Source organism: Paenibacillus lemnae (genome assembly GCF_012933385.1).
Taxonomy (GTDB): Bacteria; Bacillota; Bacilli; order Paenibacillales; family Paenibacillaceae; genus Paenibacillus_AQ; species Paenibacillus_AQ lemnae.
On record NZ_JABBPN010000008.1, the window covers coordinates 93,761 to 114,127 of the forward strand.

Annotated in this window: 20 protein-coding genes; all 20 read left to right on the top strand. The window is 48.1% G+C overall.

Annotated elements, in window-relative coordinates:
• Positions 1-40: 40 nt before the first annotated feature.
• The 20 genes from HII30_RS10640 (at position 41) to HII30_RS10735 (ending at position 20,323) form a co-directional block, all read left to right on the top strand.
• Positions 41-1,156, top strand: a complete 1,116-nt coding sequence (locus tag HII30_RS10640) for a glycoside hydrolase family 88/105 protein (RefSeq protein WP_169505011.1) — start codon at positions 41-43, stop codon at positions 1,154-1,156.
• 158 nt (positions 1,157-1,314) lie between these two features.
• A complete protein-coding gene (gene sleB / locus HII30_RS10645) occupies positions 1,315-2,118 on the top strand; it encodes a spore cortex-lytic enzyme (protein WP_169505012.1) in 804 nt (267 codons plus the stop codon).
• 134 nt (positions 2,119-2,252) lie between these two features.
• Positions 2,253-3,524 (top strand): EF-P 5-aminopentanol modification-associated protein YfmF, encoded by a 1,272-nt coding sequence (yfmF, locus tag HII30_RS10650; protein ID WP_169505091.1) that lies wholly within the window; start codon positions 2,253-2,255, stop codon positions 3,522-3,524.
• 3 nt (positions 3,525-3,527) lie between these two features.
• Complete coding sequence (gene yfmH, locus HII30_RS10655; RefSeq protein ID WP_169505013.1) at positions 3,528-4,814, top strand: EF-P 5-aminopentanol modification-associated protein YfmH; 1,287 nt, start codon at positions 3,528-3,530, stop codon at positions 4,812-4,814.
• The gene (gene ymfI, locus HII30_RS10660) at positions 4,811-5,578 is read left to right on the top strand and encodes an elongation factor P 5-aminopentanone reductase (RefSeq protein WP_169505014.1); all 768 of its coding nucleotides are present in this window, start codon (positions 4,811-4,813) and stop codon (positions 5,576-5,578) included. Before yfmH ends, ymfI begins: the two co-directional genes overlap by 4 nt.
• Before the next feature lie 100 nt (positions 5,579-5,678).
• Complete coding sequence (locus tag HII30_RS10665; protein ID WP_169505015.1) at positions 5,679-5,933, top strand: DUF3243 domain-containing protein; 255 nt, start codon at positions 5,679-5,681, stop codon at positions 5,931-5,933.
• A 206-nt stretch (positions 5,934-6,139) separates the two neighbouring features.
• Positions 6,140-6,907 carry a DUF3388 domain-containing protein gene (locus HII30_RS10670; RefSeq protein ID WP_169505016.1) on the top strand — a complete coding sequence of 256 codons (768 nt, stop codon included), beginning with the start codon at positions 6,140-6,142 and terminating at the stop codon, positions 6,905-6,907.
• 43 nt (positions 6,908-6,950) lie between these two features.
• Positions 6,951-7,961 carry a helix-turn-helix domain-containing protein gene (locus HII30_RS10675; RefSeq protein ID WP_169505017.1) on the top strand — a complete coding sequence of 337 codons (1,011 nt, stop codon included), beginning with the start codon at positions 6,951-6,953 and terminating at the stop codon, positions 7,959-7,961.
• Between the two features lie 92 nt (positions 7,962-8,053).
• The gene (locus tag HII30_RS10680; RefSeq protein WP_169505018.1) at positions 8,054-8,224 is read left to right on the top strand and encodes a hypothetical protein; all 171 of its coding nucleotides are present in this window, start codon (positions 8,054-8,056) and stop codon (positions 8,222-8,224) included.
• Positions 8,225-8,396: 172 nt separating this feature from the next.
• A complete protein-coding gene (locus HII30_RS10685; RefSeq protein WP_169505019.1) occupies positions 8,397-8,888 on the top strand; it encodes a YajQ family cyclic di-GMP-binding protein in 492 nt (163 codons plus the stop codon).
• A gap of 192 nt (positions 8,889-9,080) precedes the next feature.
• A complete protein-coding gene (gene pgsA, locus HII30_RS10690; protein ID WP_169505020.1) occupies positions 9,081-9,671 on the top strand; it encodes a CDP-diacylglycerol--glycerol-3-phosphate 3-phosphatidyltransferase in 591 nt (196 codons plus the stop codon).
• 107 nt (positions 9,672-9,778) lie between these two features.
• Complete coding sequence (locus HII30_RS10695; RefSeq protein WP_169505021.1) at positions 9,779-11,041, top strand: competence/damage-inducible protein A; 1,263 nt, start codon at positions 9,779-9,781, stop codon at positions 11,039-11,041.
• Positions 11,042-11,286: 245 nt separating this feature from the next.
• Entirely contained in the window at positions 11,287-12,348 is a 1,062-nt protein-coding gene (recA, locus tag HII30_RS10700) for a recombinase RecA (protein ID WP_169505092.1), read from the top strand.
• An 88-nt stretch (positions 12,349-12,436) separates the two neighbouring features.
• Complete coding sequence (locus HII30_RS10705) at positions 12,437-13,180, top strand: regulatory protein RecX (protein WP_425495991.1); 744 nt, start codon at positions 12,437-12,439, stop codon at positions 13,178-13,180.
• A 369-nt stretch (positions 13,181-13,549) separates the two neighbouring features.
• A complete protein-coding gene (gene rny / locus HII30_RS10710) occupies positions 13,550-15,094 on the top strand; it encodes a ribonuclease Y (protein ID WP_169505022.1) in 1,545 nt (514 codons plus the stop codon).
• A 93-nt stretch (positions 15,095-15,187) separates the two neighbouring features.
• Positions 15,188-16,000, top strand: a complete 813-nt coding sequence (locus HII30_RS10715; protein WP_169505023.1) for a TIGR00282 family metallophosphoesterase — start codon at positions 15,188-15,190, stop codon at positions 15,998-16,000.
• A gap of 133 nt (positions 16,001-16,133) precedes the next feature.
• Complete coding sequence (locus HII30_RS10720) at positions 16,134-16,394, top strand: stage V sporulation protein S (protein WP_006211249.1); 261 nt, start codon at positions 16,134-16,136, stop codon at positions 16,392-16,394.
• A gap of 83 nt (positions 16,395-16,477) precedes the next feature.
• Positions 16,478-17,443, top strand: a complete 966-nt coding sequence (locus HII30_RS10725; RefSeq protein WP_211184534.1) for a dipeptidase — start codon at positions 16,478-16,480, stop codon at positions 17,441-17,443.
• A 256-nt stretch (positions 17,444-17,699) separates the two neighbouring features.
• A complete protein-coding gene (locus HII30_RS10730) occupies positions 17,700-19,454 on the top strand; it encodes a 2-oxoacid:acceptor oxidoreductase subunit alpha (RefSeq protein ID WP_169505025.1) in 1,755 nt (584 codons plus the stop codon).
• Positions 19,455-19,456: 2 nt separating this feature from the next.
• Positions 19,457-20,323 (top strand): 2-oxoacid:ferredoxin oxidoreductase subunit beta, encoded by an 867-nt coding sequence (locus HII30_RS10735; protein WP_169505026.1) that lies wholly within the window; start codon positions 19,457-19,459, stop codon positions 20,321-20,323.
• Positions 20,324-20,367: the final 44 nt, after the last annotated feature.

A 20,367-nucleotide genomic window follows, 5' to 3' on the forward strand; every position in this document is an offset into this window, starting at 1 on the left:
AACGCTGAACTCCAATAATTATAGGAAAAGAGGTATTTTCATGGCACATGTAAAAGGTTCTCCTCCTTCAGCATCGCTGCAGACACCATTGCAATATGCGGCAGAGGCATGCCGGTGCATCATGAATGATTTTACACCAGCGGAGCTGCCTCCGGCAGGCAGATGGCATTATCATCAAGGCGTTTTTTTATGCGGTATGCTTCAGCTGTGGGAGGAGACAAAAGAACAGGATTATTTCGACTATATCCAGGGCTACGCTGATCACATCATAGACAGGCACGGCAATTTGCTGTGTGAGCGCGGTGAGCTGGATTCTGTTCAGGCGGGCTTGATCCTGTTTACGCTTCACAAGGAAACCGGAGATGAACGTTACAAGACGGCAGCTGAACGATTGTTGAAGGTCATGAACGCGCTGAACCTCACTTCGGAAGGCGGGTATTGGCATAAGGACCGTTATCCCAATCAGATGTGGCTTGATGGCCTGTATATGGGCGGAGCCTTTAAAATGAAATACGGTCAAATGTATGGTATACCGCAGTTGTATGATGAAGTGCTGCTGCAGGAGCGTCTCATGCGGAGTCATATGAAGGATGAACAAACCGGACTGTATTATCATGCATGGGATGAGAGCCGGGAAACTGCCTGGAGTGATGATCAGAGCGGCTGTTCTCCTGAGTTTTGGGGAAGGGCATTAGGGTGGTATGCTTTATCCCTGGTTGAGTTCCTCGATGTCCTGCCTGAAAATCATTCCGGACGCGAAGATCTTGTTCAATCCCTTCAAGAGCTTGCAAAAGCGCTGGTTTCGGTACAGGAGCCAAAGAGCGGTTTATGGTATCAGGTGCTGGACAAGGGAGACCTTGAAGATAACTGGCTTGAAACCTCGTGCTCCAGTCTGTTCGTGTATACTTTATCAAAGGGCGTACGGCTCGGTGTACTGGATCCATCGTTTATCGATGCAGCGAGGTCCGGTTATAATGGTCTGCTCTCAACATTATATTACAGTGAGTCCGGCAAGCTGGTTATGCCTGAAATCTGTATCGGAACGGGTGTCGGAGATTATAAGCACTACGTGGAGCGGCCGCGCTGCGAGAATGACCTCCATGGTGTAGGTGCCCTGGTCATGGCTTTTACTGAAATGCAGCGGCATCAAAATTAAAAGATATAAAATGAGTCAGCGGGCAGATGCCTGGCTGACTCATTTTTTATGAGATCTGCTGTTGAACTCTGCAGGCTACGGTGTATAGGAAACAGGAACGCTTGTCATAATAAGGTCAGCGATCTTTGTTAAACCACCATAGAAAGGTAGAGGGCAGAATGAAAAATTCAAAGCTATGGCTGCTGATTGGTATGGCCGTTTTGATATCGGCGGCTGTATTCCGTCAAGAAGCGGCAGAGAAACCTTCAGTTACACCACAGTCCCAAACGCAGGAGGCTCTGCCGACGTTCAGTCAGGCAATTTTGAAATATGGTTCTACAGGTGAGGATGTTTATGAGCTGCAGGGCAGGTTAAAGCACCTCGGTTTTTACACTGGGAAGATTGACAGCGTATTTGGAAGCAACACTCGAAAATCTGTAAGGTGGTTCCAATCCGAGTTTGGAATGAAAGTAGACGGCATCGTTGGACCGAAAGTGAAGCTCCGGCTGTACAATGCAACCAAGAATTGGCGCCCTACAGAACCGAAGCTGCATGAACAAGGTAAAGGCAGCACAGCCGGTAAACAAAATACCGGAGCGAATCTTTCATCCGCTAACCCGATGGGGTTGTCTGATAATGATCTGAAGATTATGGCGAATGCCGTTTACGGCGAAGCACGCGGGGAGCCGTTTGAGGGCCAGGTAGCCGTTGCAGCTGTCATTCTGAACCGTGTAAAATCACCAAGCTTTCCGAATACGCCGTCCGGTGTAATTTTTGAACCTCGAGCTTTCACAGCCGTGGCTGACGGCCAAATCTGGCTGGAGCCTAACGAACAAGCTAAAAAAGCTGTTATTCAGGCACTCAATGGCTGGGATCCTTCAGGCGGCTGCCTGTATTATTTCAACCCTAAAACGGCGACTTCGGATTGGATATGGACCCGTCCTCAAGTGAAAACGATCGGTCAGCATATATTCTGTATGTAATGCCTGCCACAATCGCAGCCGGAGCTTGTCTTCGGTTGCTTCTTCACTTTCAGGTGGGTTAGAATGGAAGTTAATCACGCTTTGTGCAGTATCAATTTAACGTGGTAAGGGAGTTTTGGACCTTGACGACAAAAATGGGATTTGAACATGGTCAGGCCGGAGGGATCCGGATCCATGTGCTTCCGACCCGGCGCTTCAAGACATTTGCCATCTCACTGTATGCCGGTTCTCCACTGGCGGAGGATACGGTTACATCTACGGCATTGACTCCATTTGTACTGCGCCGAGGCACGGCAAGCTATCCGGAAACAAGAGCATTCCGGGAACGACTTGAACAACTATACGGAGCAGGTTTCGGATTTGATGTGTATAAACGCGGCGATCACCAGATCGTCCATTTCCGGATGGATACGATTAATGATTCCTTTGTACAGAGTGAAGAGAGCCTTCTGGATTCTTCCTTCGCATTTCTGGGTGAGGCACTCTCTTCCCCGGTACTTGAGAACGGTGCATTCCGCAGTTCTTATGTAAAAACTGAACGGGATACGGTACGTAAAAAGCTGGAAGCGATTGTGAATGACAAGATCCGTTATGCGGCAGAACGCTGCATTGAGGTAATGTGCAGCCACGAGCCTTATCGGCTTCATCCGCTGGGACAGCGCAGCGACCTGGACAGCATCACACCGGAAAGTTTATATCAGTCCTACCGTACCTGGCTGAATGAAGCGGTATTTGATCTCTATGTAGTGGGAGATACAACCCTGGAAGAAGTGCAGAATCTGGTACAGCAGCATTTCAAAATGGACCGCGCCCAGGTTTCGGACTATACCTCTTCCGTTGTAGCATCTGCAGCTCGGGAACCTCAGACGGTCATTGAAAAACTGGATATTAACCAGGGTAAGCTGAACTTGGGCCTTAGAAGCCAAATCACCTACCGTGATGATAATTATGCAGCTGCGTTGATGTACAACGGGATCCTAGGCGGATACCCGCATTCCAAGCTGTTCATCAATGTACGGGAAAAGGCCAGTCTGGCTTATTATGCATCATCCCGCTATGACGGACACAAAGGAATCGCAACGATTCAATCCGGTATTGAGATTCCGAATTATGATAAAGCGGTAGACATTATTAAAAAGCAGCTTGAGGATATGGCAAACGGTGTCATCACAGATATGGAAATGTCCCAGACGAAAGCCATGATTCGAAATGTGGTCAAGGAAATGCAGGACTCTGCTTTTGAATTGATTGCCTATGATTTTAACCGGGTGATCTCAGGGAAAGAGCGTCCGGCAGAAGAGCTGCTCCAGCAGATTGAAGGAATCAGCACCGAGGATGTGCAGCATGCTGCAGCTTCATTTTCGCTGGATACGATCTATTTCTTGAAAGGCCAAAAGGAGGAATAGCCGGTGGAACGCATTCAATACGACAACCTGCAGGAGACGCTTTATTACGAAGTGCTCGATAACGGATTGCATGTTTACGTGCTGCCGAAGCCGGGATTTCAGAAAACATATGCAACATTTGCAACCAAGTACGGTTCAGTAGACAACCATTTTCAGGTGCAGAATGAAGAAGAAGTAAAGGTACCGGACGGTATTGCCCATTTTCTTGAACATAAAATGTTTGAAGAACCTGAAGGCGGTGATGTGTTTGCCAAATTCGCTTCCAAGGGTGCTTCCGCTAATGCTTTTACAAGCTTCGACCAGACGGTCTACCTGTTCTCCGCAACAGAGCATGTTCTGGACAATTTGGAAACCTTAATCGATTTCGTCCAGACTCCTTACTTTACCGATCAAAATGTGGATAAAGAGAAGGGGATCATTGGCCAGGAAATTAATATGTACAAGGACAATCCGGACTGGAGACTGTATTTTGGCCTGATTGAGGCCATGTATAAAGTTCACCCTGTTCATATTGATATTGCAGGGACTGTGGAGTCGATCGGAACCATTACCAAAGAAGACTTGTACACCTGCTACAATGCATTTTATCATCCTAGCAATATGCTTCTCTTTGTTGTCGGCGGTGTGGATGCGGAGCAGACCATCAAGATGGTCAGAGAGAATCAGGCTCGCAAAACCTATGAACCTCAAGGAGCGATCCAGCGTATTTTTGATCAGGAACCGCAGGAAGTTGCAGAGCAGCGCAGAGTGAACCGTCTTGCCGTGTCTCTTCCAAAGTGCCTTTTTGGTTTCAAAGAAAAAGAAACCGGGCTTGCCGGTGAAGATCAGCTCCGCCGTGACCTGACAACCAAGCTTATGCTGGACCTCCTGTATGGTTCAAGCACGGAACTGTACCAAAAATTGTACGATGAAGATTTGATCACGGATAATTTCTCCCATGAATACAGCAGCGCACCGCAGTATGCTTTTTCCGCAGCAGGCGGCGATACCAGGGATCCTGACCAGCTGTTAAGCCGGATTCGTGAAGAAGTCGACCGGCTGAAGGAAAGCGGATTTGACGCTTCTGATTTTGAGCGGGCGAAAAAGAAAAAAATGGGCGGTTATCTGCGCATGCTGAATTCCCCTGAAAATATTGCGCATGAGTTCACGCGGTATCAGTTTAGAGGCAGCAACCTCTTTACTGTACTTCCTGTATATGAGTCCATCCTACTTGAAGATGTGAACCGCAGGCTTCAAGAGCATGTAGACTGGGATCAGCTGTCTGTATCTCTGGTGCTTAGTCCGGAATGAAGCCTATGGGAGAGGCTATGAAACCTTTTGGGGAAATGACCGTTCTTGTTACGGGTGCGAGCCGGGGGATCGGAGCGTCCATTGCCGAGCGGTTCGCTTCAGTAGGCATAAACATCGTTATTCATTATATGAATTCGCATGAAGCGGCCAATGAGGTGGCACGCAGATGTATGGCCAGCGGCGCAAAGGTGCTGACCGTATCAGCGGATCTCAAGGACAAGGAACAGATTTTACGGATGAAGGAAAAGCTTCAGGCTCATGGTATGGAACCGGACATTCTGGTTAACAATGCGGGGATTTCTCATTACGGCCTGCTCTCCGATATTTCGGAAGAGGAGTGGGACGAATTGATGTCTGTCAATTTGAAAGGACTGTTTCTATGCTGTCAGGCTTTTATGGGCCGGATGGTATCGGAACGGTTCGGGCGCATTATTAATGTGTCTTCGGTGTGGGGATTGTCCGGTGCTTCCTGTGAGGTGCTGTACTCCACAAGCAAAGGTGGTGTGAATGCATTTACCAAAGCACTGGCCAAAGAACTGGCTCCTTCAGGGGTGACCGTGAATGCGGTTGCTCCAGGTGCGGTGGATACCTCGATGCTGAATCACCTGAACTCGGAAGATATCCGTCTTCTTGAAGAGGAAATTCCAGCCGGACGTCTTGCTCATCCGGATGAGATTTCATCACTGGTGTACTTCTTGGCCCTGCCGGAATCCGGTTACATTACGGGTCAAATCATCAGTCCCAACGGCGGTTGGATTACGTAGGCTCTGGATCATTTAACCACACATACGAGTGAGACTGCGGGGACATATTAGTATTGTTCATCCTTACATCACAATGCCAACATCAGAGGAGGATTCAATCATGTCATCCGTACTCAAAAACTTCGATTCCTGGAAGAAATTCCTTGGAGAGCGTGTGGTTCAAGCGGAAAAAGCCGGAATGGATGAGAATACCATTTCCCAGCTTGCTTACGAAATCGGTGATTTCCTGGACACCAAGATTGATCCGGGCAACCATTCCAACCGTGCCCTGAAAGAACTGTGGGACGTGGGTAATGAAGAAGAGCGCCACACCATTGCCAGACTGATGGTAAAGCTCGCTAAAAACAACGCATAATATAAGCGTGACGATGCAAGCTGCAGAAAGCCCCCTTTAAGCAGGGGGTTTTTTCTTCAATGGTTACAGAGTTGTCCTTGCCTTTCATTTTCATTTTATATATCATTAACATGACCGTGCCTGTCGGCGTTTTCCTACATTATTTTCTGAATGAGATCATAATTTGTCGATAAATGAGCGGTACAGATGTACAATGAGGTGTAATTGTGGAACCCAAACAGTGGTATATGGAATATAAGATACATAAAAATCGCCCTGGACTTCTCGGGGATATTGCTTCCATGCTCGGGATGATGGAGGTTAATATCATTACGATCAATGGTGTTGAAGGACAGACGCGAGGCATGCTGCTGGAAACGAGCGATGAGGAAAAAATTACGTTAATGGGCCAAATGCTGAATAAGGTCGGCAATATTACCGTGACAGCACTGAGACCTCCGAAGCTTGTGGACATTCTGGCGGTCCGTCATGGCCGTTATATCGATCGGGATTCGGATGACCGGAAAACGTTTCGGTTTACACGCGATGAGCTGGGGCTGTTGGTTGATTTTTTAGGAGAACTGTTTAAGAGAGAAGGCAATCAGGTGATTGGACTTCGGGGAATGCCGCGTGTAGGCAAAACGGAATCCATTATCGCTGGCAGCGTATGTGCTATGAAGAGATGGACGTTTGTTTCATCCACACTGCTGCGTCAGACGATCCGCAGTCAGCTGTCTGAGGACGAGATGAACCCGGCCAATGTATTTATCATTGACGGCATTGTCAGTACGATCCGCTCTAACGAGAAACATTATCAGCTGCTGCAGGATATCATGTCCATGGAGAGTACCAAAGTGATTGAGCACCCGGATATTTTTGTGCGTGAATCAGAATACAGCTATGATCATTTTGATATTATTATTGAACTTCGAAACAATCCGGGTGAAGAAATCGTTTACGATACATTCACCGGTTCTTACAGTGACGATCTGTAATACTTCGATTTAAGGTACCGCAAATCCAAGAGGAGGTGATGGCATGTCCGAGTTGGGACAACAATTGAGAGAAGCACGTCTGCAAAAAGGGATGAGCCTGGATGACGTGCAGGAAATGACAAAAATTCGCAAACGCTACCTGGAAGCCATCGAGGCGGGCGACTACAAGGTTCTCCCGGGCAGTTTTTATGTACGGGCATTCATTAAAACCTATGCGGAAGCGGTAGGTTTAAATCCCGATGAACTGCTGGAAGGACACAAACAGGATGTACCGAAGCCGGTCACCGAGTCTACGATGGAGCCTGTGATCCAAAAGAGAGCATCGAGATCGTCTTCAGAGCGAAATACCAGCTGGCTGCCCACAGCATTAATGTGGATTTTTCCTATTTTAATTATTGCTGTCATTTATTATTATGCGGTCATGTTTAACAACAATGATCCTAATGAAGGAATTGCCGATCCCCCTGCTTCGCAGGAACAGCCAGTCGGCCAAAGCCCTGGTGAAAATGAGGGTGAAGGTGAAGGCGGCGGACAGCAGCCAGCAGAGGACCCGGCTGAGGGTGAGGAGCCAGCTGGAACTGAGGATCCCGGCAGTGATGAACCGGTATCGAATCCTGAGGACAATCCGGGAGAGGGTACAGGGCAGGATGGAGAGAACGGTGAAGACGGTGGAGATGAACCGCCTGCTGAACAGCCAGCGGCTGTAACGGTCTCCCAGGACCGGACGGAAGGTAGATATACGATATTTAAAGTGGCATCAACTCCGGGTGATCCTGTGAAAGTCGAAATTACGGCTTCAGGACAGAGCTGGGTTGAAATCTACCGCGGCTACAATTCTCAAGGTGAGAACTTATATTATGGTAACATGAACGCAGGCGATACATTCAGCGGAGAGATGGATGCACAAGGACTGTATATCAAATCTGCTTATTCTCCTGCTACCGAGATTAAAATTGGTGGACAGTCCGTTAGTGATGGCAAAACAACGTCTCGTATGTTCTTTGAGCCGTCAGAAAGTGCCCCAGCTGGTTCTGAGGACACTTCTGAAGAATAAAAGCTCCGTCAGCCGGAGAAATTAAACAGCGTGATGCCGCCTTTGGCACACGCCTGTTTTTTTATTCTCTGACGAGGGGAGATAAGACTTATATGACGGTTAGCTGGATCGTCGCCGGATTGGGTCTCATTGTCAGCCTGTTGGGGTATTACCTCATCCCTTCCAGTTGGGGATACGTCATTCTCGGTTTTGGGCTGGCTCATATTGTACTGGGCGTTCTGGACATGTTCCGCAGCACAGGACACAGCGGCAGTAAAGCATAGAAAGCCCCGGACAGAGCCCCGTCACCCTTCACTCAGGAGCGGGGCTTTTATCTACAAATGTGTCAGCATAGTTAAAGCCGGCTATCTCTTTTTCGATGATCATTAGACTTTCAATGCTTTAATCTTCTATAATAGATGGATACAACACTGCTGAAAGGAATGAGTGTGAGATATGGCTTCAGAAAATTCGTTTGACATCGTATCCAAAATGGACATGCAGGAGCTCAATAACGCCATTACACAAACAGAGCGGGAGATTGAGACACGCTTTGATTTTAAGGGCAGCAAGAGCAGCCTGAAGCTGGATAAGGACCAGCTTGTGATTCTTTCGGATGATGAGTATAAATTGAATGCGGTCATCGACATTTTGCAGACCAAAATGATCAAACGCGGGTTGTCGCTTAAAAATGTTGATTACGGGAAAATTGAACCGGCTTCCATGGGGACGGTCAGACAGCGCCTCTCGCTGAAGCAGGGAATTGATCAGGATAATTCCAAGAAAATCAACATTCTGATTCGGGATTCCAAGCTGAAGGTAAAGAGCCAGATTCAAGGTGATCAGATCCGGGTAACCGGCAAGAGTAAAGATGATCTGCAAAACATCATGCAGCTTCTTCGTAAAGCTGATCTTCCGCTGGATCTTCAGTTTACGAATATGAAATAGAAGACTGGACTGCGGGTCTTTCTTTGACATGGTGATGGCCTTGATATTATACTGATATTCGATATATTGAGGCTGAAGCACATTTCATGAGTGATGTAATTGTTATACATACAAAAGCGGAATTTTGGCCGGTGATTCCGGCAGCTGCCGGCTGAGTCCGTCACGAGAACCCCATTTTAGGGAGGCTGTTTCATGAATTTACCGAATCGCATAACGCTGGCACGGATCTGCCTGATTCCCGTTATGATGATTTTCCTGCTGGTGGATTTTCAATTTTATCCAGAACCTATAGTATGGGAGGGCTTTATCCTTCCATATAACCAGCTCATTGCCGCCCTGATTTTTATTTTGGCAGCAAGTACGGATGGCATCGACGGTTATTTAGCCCGTAAACACAATATGGTAACCAATCTCGGCAAGCTGCTGGATCCATTGGCTGATAAGCTGCTGGTGACCGCTGTACTGATTTCATTGGTGGAGATGGGCAAGGTGGAGTCCTGGATCGTCGTAGTCATCATCAGCCGGGAATTCGCAGTGACTGGACTGAGACAGATTGCGCTTCTGGACGGGTCGGTTGTAGCGGCTGGGAACTCCGGCAAGCTGAAGACTGTAATACAGATCGTAGCCATTGTTGCACTGCTGATCAATAACTTCCCGTTTGTGTTTCTGGGAGTGCCGTTTGACCAGCTTGCCATTTGGGCCGCTGCCCTGATCACCATTTACTCCGGTGCAGAATATTTTGTGAAAAATAAACACCTTTTGCGCGGAGCAGGGGCATCATAGCAATAGGAGAAATCCTATTGCTTTTTTCTGCCCTTTTGCGGTATCCATGTTTAAATATGGCATTACATGTCCAAACGATAGAGAGAATGGTTACGGAGGTTGTGTATATGAAAGCAGAAATTATTGCGGTAGGCACCGAGCTGCTGCTCGGGCAAATTGTGAATACGAATGCCCAGTACCTGTCCAGAGAATTGGCCGGCATGGGCATTGATGTATATTACCAGACCGTGGTTGGTGATAACTTGGGCCGTCTGAAGGAAGCGCTGCGGCTGTCCAGCCAGAGAGCGGATATTGTCATTTTGTCAGGGGGTCTTGGTCCTACACAAGATGACTTGACAAAAGATGCCGTGGCTGAATATATCGGAACTGAACTGCATTATGACCGCATGGCGATGGATAAGCTGGAACGGTTTTTCCAGGACCGCGGCACACCGATGACGGAGAATAACAAACGTCAGGCCCTTGCCATCGGAGGCGGCACACCGCTTTCGAATGAAACCGGGTTAGCCGTAGGTAATGCCGTTTCACATGAAGGCACGCATTTCATACTTCTTCCGGGGCCGCCCAAGGAACTGAAGCCGATGTTTGAGAATGAAGCCAAGCCGTGGCTTCTGCAGCATGTGCTCACAGATGAAGTCCCGATCTATTCCAAGATGCTGAAATTTGCGGGCATCGGCGAATCAGCCCTCGATGACCGGCTTTCGGATTTGATTACTGCTCAAATTGATCCTACAATCGCTTTGTATGCTAAGGACGGTGAAGTGACTGTCCGAATTTCCACCAAAGCATCTAGTGAAACGAAGGCGATGGAAAAACTGGATCAGCTGCAGGCAGTTATTCAGTCGATGGTACCTGAACATATGTATGCAGACAGAGACGTACCGATTGAACAGGTAATCGTAGATATGATGGCTGACCGGAGCTGGACCGTGAGTGCTGCAGAAAGCTGTACAGGCGGTCTGGTTATGGAAACTTTAACTTCGATTCCGGGCAGTGCGAGCATGCTCCTCGGCGGTGTCGTATGCTATACGAACGAGATTAAACAGAAGCTGGTGCATGTGCCGAATTCTTTGCTGGAAGGCTCTGAAGCCCCAGGTGCGGTATCGGCAGAGGTGGCACAAGTGCTGTGTGAACAGATCCGGATGGTGGCGGACAGTGATTTCGGATTGTCCGTTACGGGTGTGGCCGGACCCGGCTATGCTGAGCGTAAACCTGTAGGACTGGTCTACGTGGGAATCGCAGAGCGAGGAAAGAGCACCGAAGTGCATGAGTTGAACATAAAAGGAAATCGGGAAACGATCCGCATCCGTGCAACAAAGGCGCTGCTGTACAGGTTGTGGAGAAGGCTGTCGGATGCTGAGTCTGATTAAAGAAGTAAATTTTTAACAATAAGCTTGCCGCTTCAGCTGACAGAGAGTATAATTGGAAATACGGAAGAACCGTGGCGCTTCAGAGATGAAAGCCGCGGTTTTTGCTGTTTAGCGCAATGCCGCCGCTGGATACACGGGAGGGATGCGCGAAACAAAAAAACGAATGTATGTTCGAAAAAAGTCTTGGCAAACGTGCCCAAACAAGGTATGATTATATTATCAACATTCGAAGGGTTGTGGATGAATTGTCAGATCGTCGTGCTGCGCTGGAAATGGCGCTTCGCCAGATAGAGAAACAGTTCGGTAAAGGCTCCGTCATGAAACTTGGTGAGTCGACTCATATGCAAGTAGAAATCGTGCCAAGCGGCTCCTTGGCATTGGATATAGCTTTAGGCACAGGCGGTCTCCCGAGAGGCCGAATCGTAGAGGTATACGGTCCGGAATCATCCGGTAAAACGACGGTTGCCCTGCATGCTATTGCAGAGGTGCAGAAAACTGGCGGACAAGCTGCTTTCATCGATGCAGAGCACGCTTTGGATCCATCTTATGCCAGCAAACTGGGCGTTAATATTGATGAACTTCTCTTGTCTCAGCCGGATACGGGTGAACAGGCTCTGGAAATTGCAGAAGCACTGGTTCGCAGCGGCGCTGTAGACATTATCGTTATCGACTCTGTTGCTGCTCTTGTGCCAAAAGCCGAGATCGAAGGCGACATGGGGGATTCACATGTGGGTCTGCAGGCACGTTTGATGTCACAGGCTCTCCGTAAGCTCTCTGGAGCGATCAGTAAATCGAAGACGATTGCGATCTTTATTAACCAGCTTCGTGAAAAGGTCGGCGTTATGTTCGGTAACCCGGAAACTACGCCGGGTGGACGTGCTCTGAAGTTCTATTCCACAGTACGTCTGGATGTTCGCCGGATCGAAAGTATTAAGATGGGTAACGATGTTGTAGGTAACCGTACCCGTGTTAAAGTAGTTAAGAACAAGGTAGCTCCTCCGTTCAAGCAGGCAGAGGTTGATATTATGTACGGTGAGGGCATCTCCAAAGAAGGAAGTCTGATTGATATCGGTACAGAACTGGACATCGTTGACAAGAGCGGTGCCTGGTATTCCTTCTCGGGCGACCGTTTGGGTCAAGGCCGGGAAAATGCGAAGATGTTCCTGAAAGAACATCCTGAAATTGCTGATATCATTGAGGCTAAGGTCCGTGAAGCCAGCAATCTGTCCACCAATGTTCCTGTTCCTGACGAAAGCGAAAAGGAAAAGGAAGCCATGGAAGAACAGGAACTGTTCAAAGCTGAATAACATACCGCTGCATTTGCGGTGTCTAAGTGGCCGCGCCGTGTTATTTCAACACAGCGCGGTCTTTTATTTTTTGAAAGGGTGGGTGCATGTGAATCATTCAATGGACTATTCCAAAGAATCCCATGAGTCGGGCGGCGATTATGATATCTCCCATTTTCCCGAAGGAGAGGATCTGGTGGTCACTGCCGTAGAGGCTCTCCGAAAACCCAAGTACCGGTACAGCATATCCTTCGGGCCGTACAACATGACTGTACATGAAGATGTCATGATTAAATTCCGCATGACCAAAGGATCGGTATTCCGAAAGGAAGAATTGCAGGAAATCATTACAGCTGATGAACAGCAGCGGGCTTATGTGGAGGCATTAAGATATTTAGAACGGAAGCCAAGGACCGCTAAGGAGATACAAACTCGCCTTCATCAGAAAGGGATGATGGGGGAAGCCGTGAATAAGGCGCTTCATCGTCTGAGTGAAGAAGGATTGGTAAACGATGACTGGTATGCCCGTCAATGGGCACAGCAGCGGATTACCGGTCAGAAGAAAGGGAAGATGTGGATCCGGCAGGAGCTGCGTCAGAAAGGCATTGACAGCGAAATTATCGCTGAGGCTTTACAAGAGGTCGATGAGGAAGATGAATTGGCGAGCTGTTACTCCATCGGCCGTAAAAAATGGCTTCAAGGTAAGGGCGATGCGGCGGAGCGCAAGCGGAAAACTGGTGCATTTCTGATGAGAAGAGGGTTTCGAGGTGAACAGGTCAGAAAGGTAATTAACCGCCTTATTCAAGAAACCGAACAGGATGAGTCCTTTCAAGAAGATGAACCTTTTATGTGATATTTAGGGTGAACAACGTGAGTACTGGCAGGGCAAGGTTTCAAAACCATGCTCTCCGGCAATAACCCAGTGCTTTCCCTTGACAATGTCTTTTCTTAAATACTAAAATAAATAGTGAATCATTCTCATTCATAGATGCCTTTTTCCTTCCCAAAAAGCTGCTTTTATGAAAGATTCACATTCACCAATTCATAGTGAAATGCAATTCGCTCTTTTTTTAGCGAATTTGTACACGACAGACCGTGTACAACGTGGACGGCAGGCATGTCTGCCGCAGATTTTATGTATGAATGATTGATGTGTAAGGTGACATGACAACTGTACATTCCCAAGGAATGCCTTGGAGGAACCAACGAGGAGGTGAAACAGATGCCGGATATCTTGATCTGGGTCATAATCGTTCTCGTTGTAGCCGCTATATTCTTTGGGTTCGGTTATTTTATTCGCAAAAACCTTGCTGAAGCTAAAATTTCCAGTGCGGAACACGCCGCCGTTCAAATCGTAGAAAGTGCGAAGAAAGACGCGGAAGCACTGAAAAAAGAAACGGTTCTCGAAGCAAAAGACGAAGTTCACAGAATTCGAGCCGAGGCTGAAAAAGACACCCGTGAGCGCCGCAATGAAATTCAACGGCAGGAACGGAGATTGTTGCAAAAGGAAGAATCGCTGGATAAAAAATTAGAATCTTTGGAACGTAAAGAAGAACAAGTGGCTAACAAAGAGAAACGCATTGAAGAAACCCAACAGCAGATCGACGTGATCTACAAAAACCAGGTTACGGAATTGGAGCGAATCTCCAATCTGTCTATGGAAGATGCAAGAAGTATTATTTTGAGCAATGTGGAACAGGAAGTACGCCATGAAACTGCACAGATGATTAAAGAAATCGAGCAGCAGGCAAAGGAAGAGGCCGACAAGAAATCGCGTGAAATTATTACGCTGGCCATCCAGCGCTGTGCCGCTGATCATGTTGCAGAAACGACGGTATCTGTTGTAACTCTGCCGAATGAAGAAATGAAAGGCCGGATAATCGGACGTGAAGGCCGTAACATCCGTGCTCTTGAAACCCTTACAGGTATTGATCTCATCATTGACGATACACCTGAAGCGGTTATACTGTCGGGATTTGATCCGATACGCCGTGAAATTGCCCGTACTGCACTGGAGAAACTGGTGGCAGACGGACGAATTCATCCGGCTCGGATTGAAGAGATGGTGGAAAAATCTCGTAAGGAAGTGGACGAACGGATCCGTGAATACGGGGAACAAGCCACATTTGAGGTTGGAGTTCACGGATTGCATCCTGATCTGATCAAAATTCTGGGCCGTTTGAAGTTCCGTACCAGCTATGGCCAGAACGTACTGAAGCATTCCATGGAAGTCGCTTATCTGACCGGTCTGATGGCCGGAGAGTTGGGTGAAGACATCACCCTGGCGAAACGTGCAGGTCTGCTGCATGACATCGGTAAAGCGCTGGATCATGAAGTGGAAGGCTCCCATGTTGAAATCGGCGTGGAGCTGGCGAAGAAGTACAAGGAACATCCGGTCGTTATTAACAGTATTGCATCCCATCACGGCGACTGTGAAGCTACTTCAGTCATCGCTATGCTTGTCGGTGCTGCAGACGCACTGTCGGCTGCGAGACCGGGCGCAAGAAGAGAGACGCTGGAAACCTATATCAAGCGTCTTGAGAAGCTGGAAGGCATCACGGAATCGTTTGAGGGTGTAGAGAAGTCGTATGCCATTCAAGCGGGTCGTGAAGTCCGGGTTATGGTACAGCCAGAGAAGATCGATGATGCAGAGGCATTCCGCCTGGCACGTGATATCACGAAGAAGATCGAGAATGAACTGGATTATCCAGGTCACATCAAGGTCACCGTTATTCGTGAGACACGCGCAGTGGATTACGCCAAATAAAGAGATGTTCTCTAAAGTGGCCGAGGAATCGGCCACTTTTTTAAATTTAAATCAGGTCATGTGACCGAAAAGCCGCTGCAAGGGCTCATCAAGATGAAGGAGTGGATTGGAATCAATATTATATTTATTGGCGATATTGTCGGCAGTACAGGACGGAAAGCGCTGCGGGCGGTGCTGCCTGCCCTGAAAAGTAAGTATAACCCGCACATCATTATTGCTAATGGAGAAAATGCCGCCTCGGGCAGAGGGATTACATCAGCCATTGCGAACGAATTTTTCAACTGGGGTGTGCATGGCATCACAATGGGCAATCACACATGGGACAATCGTGAAATCTTTGAATTCATTGATGACGAGCCGCGTATGATTCGTCCCGCCAATTTTCCGCCAGGAACACCGGGACGCGGACACACCGTCATCAAGGCCAATGGGAAAGAGCTGGCAATCGTCAACCTCCAGGGCCGGACTTTCCTGCCAGCCATTGATTGTCCGTTTCGCGCTGCCGATGAAATTGTAGATGGACTGCGAAAGAAGCACAAGCATATCCTGGTTGATTTTCATGCTGAAGCTACATCCGAGAAAATCGCAATGGGGTGGCATATGGATGGACGAGCTTCCATCGTTGTAGGGACCCATACCCATGTGCAGAGCAATGATGATACCATTTTGCCGGAAGGAACCGCTTATCTTACAGATACCGGCATGGTTGGTTCCAAGGAAGGCATTCTTGGCATGCAGCGGGACAGCGTGCTCTATAAATTTAAAACTCAGCTCCCCGCCAGGTTTCAGGTCGATGAAGGAAAATGGCATTTCCATGCTGTATTTGTCCAGCTGGACGATGATACCGGCATAGCGAAAAAAATTGAAAAAATTCGCAGATACGAAGATGAGTGGCAGATGGATTAAAAGTTCCCAAAGCGGTTAAAGAGTATTTAAGGACACCAGCTGTTAAAAAGAAGGAATCTTTTCCCCACACACGAATAACATCTAGTAAATGAAGGCAAAGCATCACTCAACATTCCCAGGGGAGGTACTTACCATGGAAGTATTAAAAGTTTCAGCAAAATCCAATCCAAACTCAGTTGCAGGTGCACTCGCCGGCGTTCTCCGTGAACGCGGAGGAGCCGAACTTCAAGCGATTGGAGCAGGAGCACTGAATCAAGCGATTAAAGCGGTAGCCATCGCCCGGGGATTTGTAGCACCCAGCGGGGTTGACTTGATATGCATCCCTGCTTTTACGGATATTGTGATTGATGGAGAAGACCGGACAGCGATTAAGTTGATCGTCGAACCTAGATAATGTTGGAATGTTGAGAGGATGAGCCTGTTTACGATACACCAGTAAACAGGCTTTTTGCTGTGAACAGGAGAGGGGCTGTAAGGATGAAGGTTGTTGATTTCCACTGTGATGCTCTGAGCAAGCTGGTAGAGAAACCAGCTGCCCTTTTTGAGGATGGATCCGGTGCGCAGCTGGACGTGACACTGCAATCCATGAACCAGGGGAATATTGCGCTGCAGGTGTTCGCTGTGTTTTTATCCGAGAACAAGGGAAAACCTCAGTTTGAGAGAGTGATGGCCCAATTGGATGTATTCCGAAAACGTCTGGTGGGGTCTGGAGATATAGCGTGGCTGAAATGGCGTGATCAGGTTGAGCAGATTACAAGTGGCGGCAAACGATGGGGCATGTTATCGCTGGAAGGACTGGACGGGCTGGAAGGTAATCTGTTTTATGTTCAGTTGTGCTATGATCTGGGCGTGCGTTTTATGGGTTTGACCTGGAACCATGCAAATTGGGCGGCTGATGGTGTTATGGAAAAGCGCGGAGCTGGTCTTACAGACAAGGGCAGGCAGTTTGTGGAGCTCAGCCAGCGGCTGGGGATCATTCTCGATGTATCCCATCTGTCGCCCTCCGGTTTCTGGGAACTGGCGGAGATTACTGAGCGGCCGTTTATAGCATCTCACTCTAATGCTTATTCGGTCTGTCCGCACCCAAGGAACTTGTCTGATGAGCAGATCCGGGCTATTGCTGCCTTGGACGGTTTAATCGGCTTAACGTTTGTCCCCTGGTTCATTCGTCAAAATACCAGACCGGTTAAGCCGGAAGATCTGCTGCCTCATATTGAAAAAATCTGTTCCCTTGGCGGCGAACATCATTTGATGTTTGGTTCTGACTTCGACGGAATTGATCAATGGGTAGAGGGTCTGGAAAGTCCGGGCTGCTATCCCAGGCTGATTGAGCTTCTCCTTAAGCATTATCCGGAATACCTGGTTCGCGGCTGGACGTCGGGCAACGCGCTGGCTTTTTTGGAAAAACATCTCCCCCAGAGACCCTCCTCTGAGGATATGTAAGCACATATAATAATCCCAAGCATTTTGGGGACAACAGCGGTCGTAAGAACACTTGCCATCGCAGCCATACAGAATGGTAACTTTTAATTTCATTATAATCAGAAAATATTTCTTGCCATTTCACTATTAAACCGATAAACTTTATCGTAATTAAAAAAATCATGGTCGTTTGACGTTTCTGAACTTATAATGTAACAAGATTAACTATTACTGCCGGCTAGTAAGGATGCATGAAGTGAAAAAGGAGTGGAGTTTTTTGATCAACCAGTTATCGTGGAAAATCGGGGGCCAGCAGGGTGAGGGTGTGGAAAGTACAGACCGTATTTTTTCAACAGCTCTTAACCGTCTGGGTTACTATCTTTACGGGTATCGTCATTTTTCTTCAAGAATAAAAGGCGGACATACCAACAACAAAATCAGAATCAGTATTGATCCGATCCGTTCCATTTCGGATGATTTAGATATTCTGGTCGCTTTTGACCAGGAAAGTATCGACTTGAATGCACATGAACTGCGTCCTGGCGGCGTCGTTGTTGCCGATACGAAGTTCACTCCTACAGTCCCTGAAGATTGTGATATTCGCTTGTTCTCTGTGCCGATTACAGCCATTGCCGAGGAATTGGGCACATCGCTGATGAAGAATATGGTGGCTTCGGGAGCCTCCTGGGCGCTGCTCGGACTTCCACTGGATGTATTTAATCGTGCTGTGGAAGAGGAATTCGGGCGCAAAGGGCCTGCTGTCGTAGAGAAGAACGTGGAAGCGGTAAAACGGGGTGCAGACTATGTGCTGGAGCTTGCAGGCGGTCCGCTGGACGACTTCAAGCTTCTCCCGGCAGATGGCAAACAAAAGCTGTTTATGATCGGAAACGACGCTATAGGTCTCGGTGCTGTGGCTGCAGGATGCCGTCTGATGAGTGCGTATCCAATAACGCCGGCATCTGAAATTATGGAATACTTGATCAAGCAGCTTCCTAAATTCGGAGGCACTGTGGTTCAGACCGAAGATGAAATTGCAGCAGTTACAATGGCTATCGGATCCAACTATGCGGGTGTTCGTACGATGACAGCATCTGCTGGGCCAGGACTTTCATTGATGATGGAAGGGATTGGACTGGCAGGTATGACGGAGACGCCTGTGGTGATCGTGGATACACAGCGCGGCGGACCAAGTACAGGCTTGCCTACCAAGCAGGAGCAGAGTGATATTAATGCCATGATTCACGGAACTCATGGTGAAATACCGAAGATCATTCTTGCACCAAGTTCCATTGAGGAATGTTTCTATGATACGATCGAAGCTTTTAACTTGTCAGAGAAATATCAAGTGCCTGTTATACTGGTGACGGACCTGCAGCTTTCACTGGGCAAGCAGTCCTGTGAGCCGCTGGATTTCAACCGGATCGTCATTGACCGGGGAAGTCTCGTGCAGGAAGCTCCGGAACGTGAAGATAAAGCGCTGTTTCCGCGTTATGCATTTACTGAGAACGGTGTATCACCACGCGTTCTGCCAGGTCAAAAGAACGGCATTCATCACGTGACCGGCGTAGAGCATGATGAAACTGGCCGTCCGTCTGAATCTGCTGAAAACCGCAAGAAGATGATGGATAAGCGGCTCGGTAAACTGGACTCATTGGTTGTAAGAGATCCGATCCTGGCCCAAGCCCTCTACGAAACACCTGATGTGCTGATTATCGGTATGGGATCAACAGGTGGAACGATTGATCAAGCCCGTGAACTGCTGGAGAATGATGGACTAACAACTAATCATTTGACCATTCGTTTGCTGCATCCGTTTCCTGCGGATGAGGTACGTCCATATGTTGAAAAAGCGCGGCATGTTATCGTGGTTGAGAACAATGCCACAGCCCAATTGGCAGGCCTGCTTAAACTGCATGTCGGTCATGCTGAGAAGATTAGCAGTGTCTTGAAATATGACGGGAATCCGTTCCTGCCTTCCATCATTTACAACGAGTGCAAGCATATTTGCACCTTAAGCAAGGAGCTGGTTTAATCATGGCAACATTTAAAGATTTCCGTAACAACGTGAAGCCGAACTGGTGCCCGGGCTGCGGGGATTTCTCGATCCAGGCAGCGATCCAGCGCGCTGCGGCCAACTGCGGACTGACTCCCGAGGAACTGGCTGTCATTTCGGGAATCGGCTGCTCTGGACGTATCTCCGGTTATATTCATGCATATGGCCTTCACGGCATTCATGGCCGGGCACTTCCGATCGCTCAGGGCGTCAAGCTGGCTAACCGGGATCTGACGGTCATTGCTTCGGGCGGCGACGGAGACGGTTTCGCCATCGGGATGGGTCATACCATTCACGCGATTCGCAGAAACATCAATATGACATATGTCGTGATGGACAACCAGATCTACGGTCTGACCAAGGGACAGACTTCACCAAGAAGTGCTGAGGGTTTTGTTACCAAAAGTACACCTAAAGGCTCGATCGAATCGACGCTCTCGCCGCTTGAGCTGGCACTGTCGGCAGGTGCGACATTTGTTGCCCAGTCTTTTTCCAGCGACATTAAGCAGTTAACAGCATTAATTGAAGAGGGCATCAAGCATGAAGGCTTCTCCATTATTAATGTATTCAGCCCCTGTGTTACCTTTAATAAAGTGAACACTTACGAATGGTTTAAGGAAAATATTGTGAACCTGGATACCTTCCCGGAATATGATCCTTCCAACCGTATTCACGCGATGACGAAGCTGATGGAAACCGGAGGACTTCTGACAGGCCTGATTTATCAGGACAAGAACCGCAGAAGCTATGAGAACCAGATTTCTGGATTCCGTGAAACACCGCTGGCGGAGCAGGATTTGGCTCTAAGTGAAGAGCAGTTTGATCAACTTCTTGCAGAATTTAAGTAGAGCATTTTTCAAAGGCAGGGCGGACATACCGCCCTGCCTTTTTA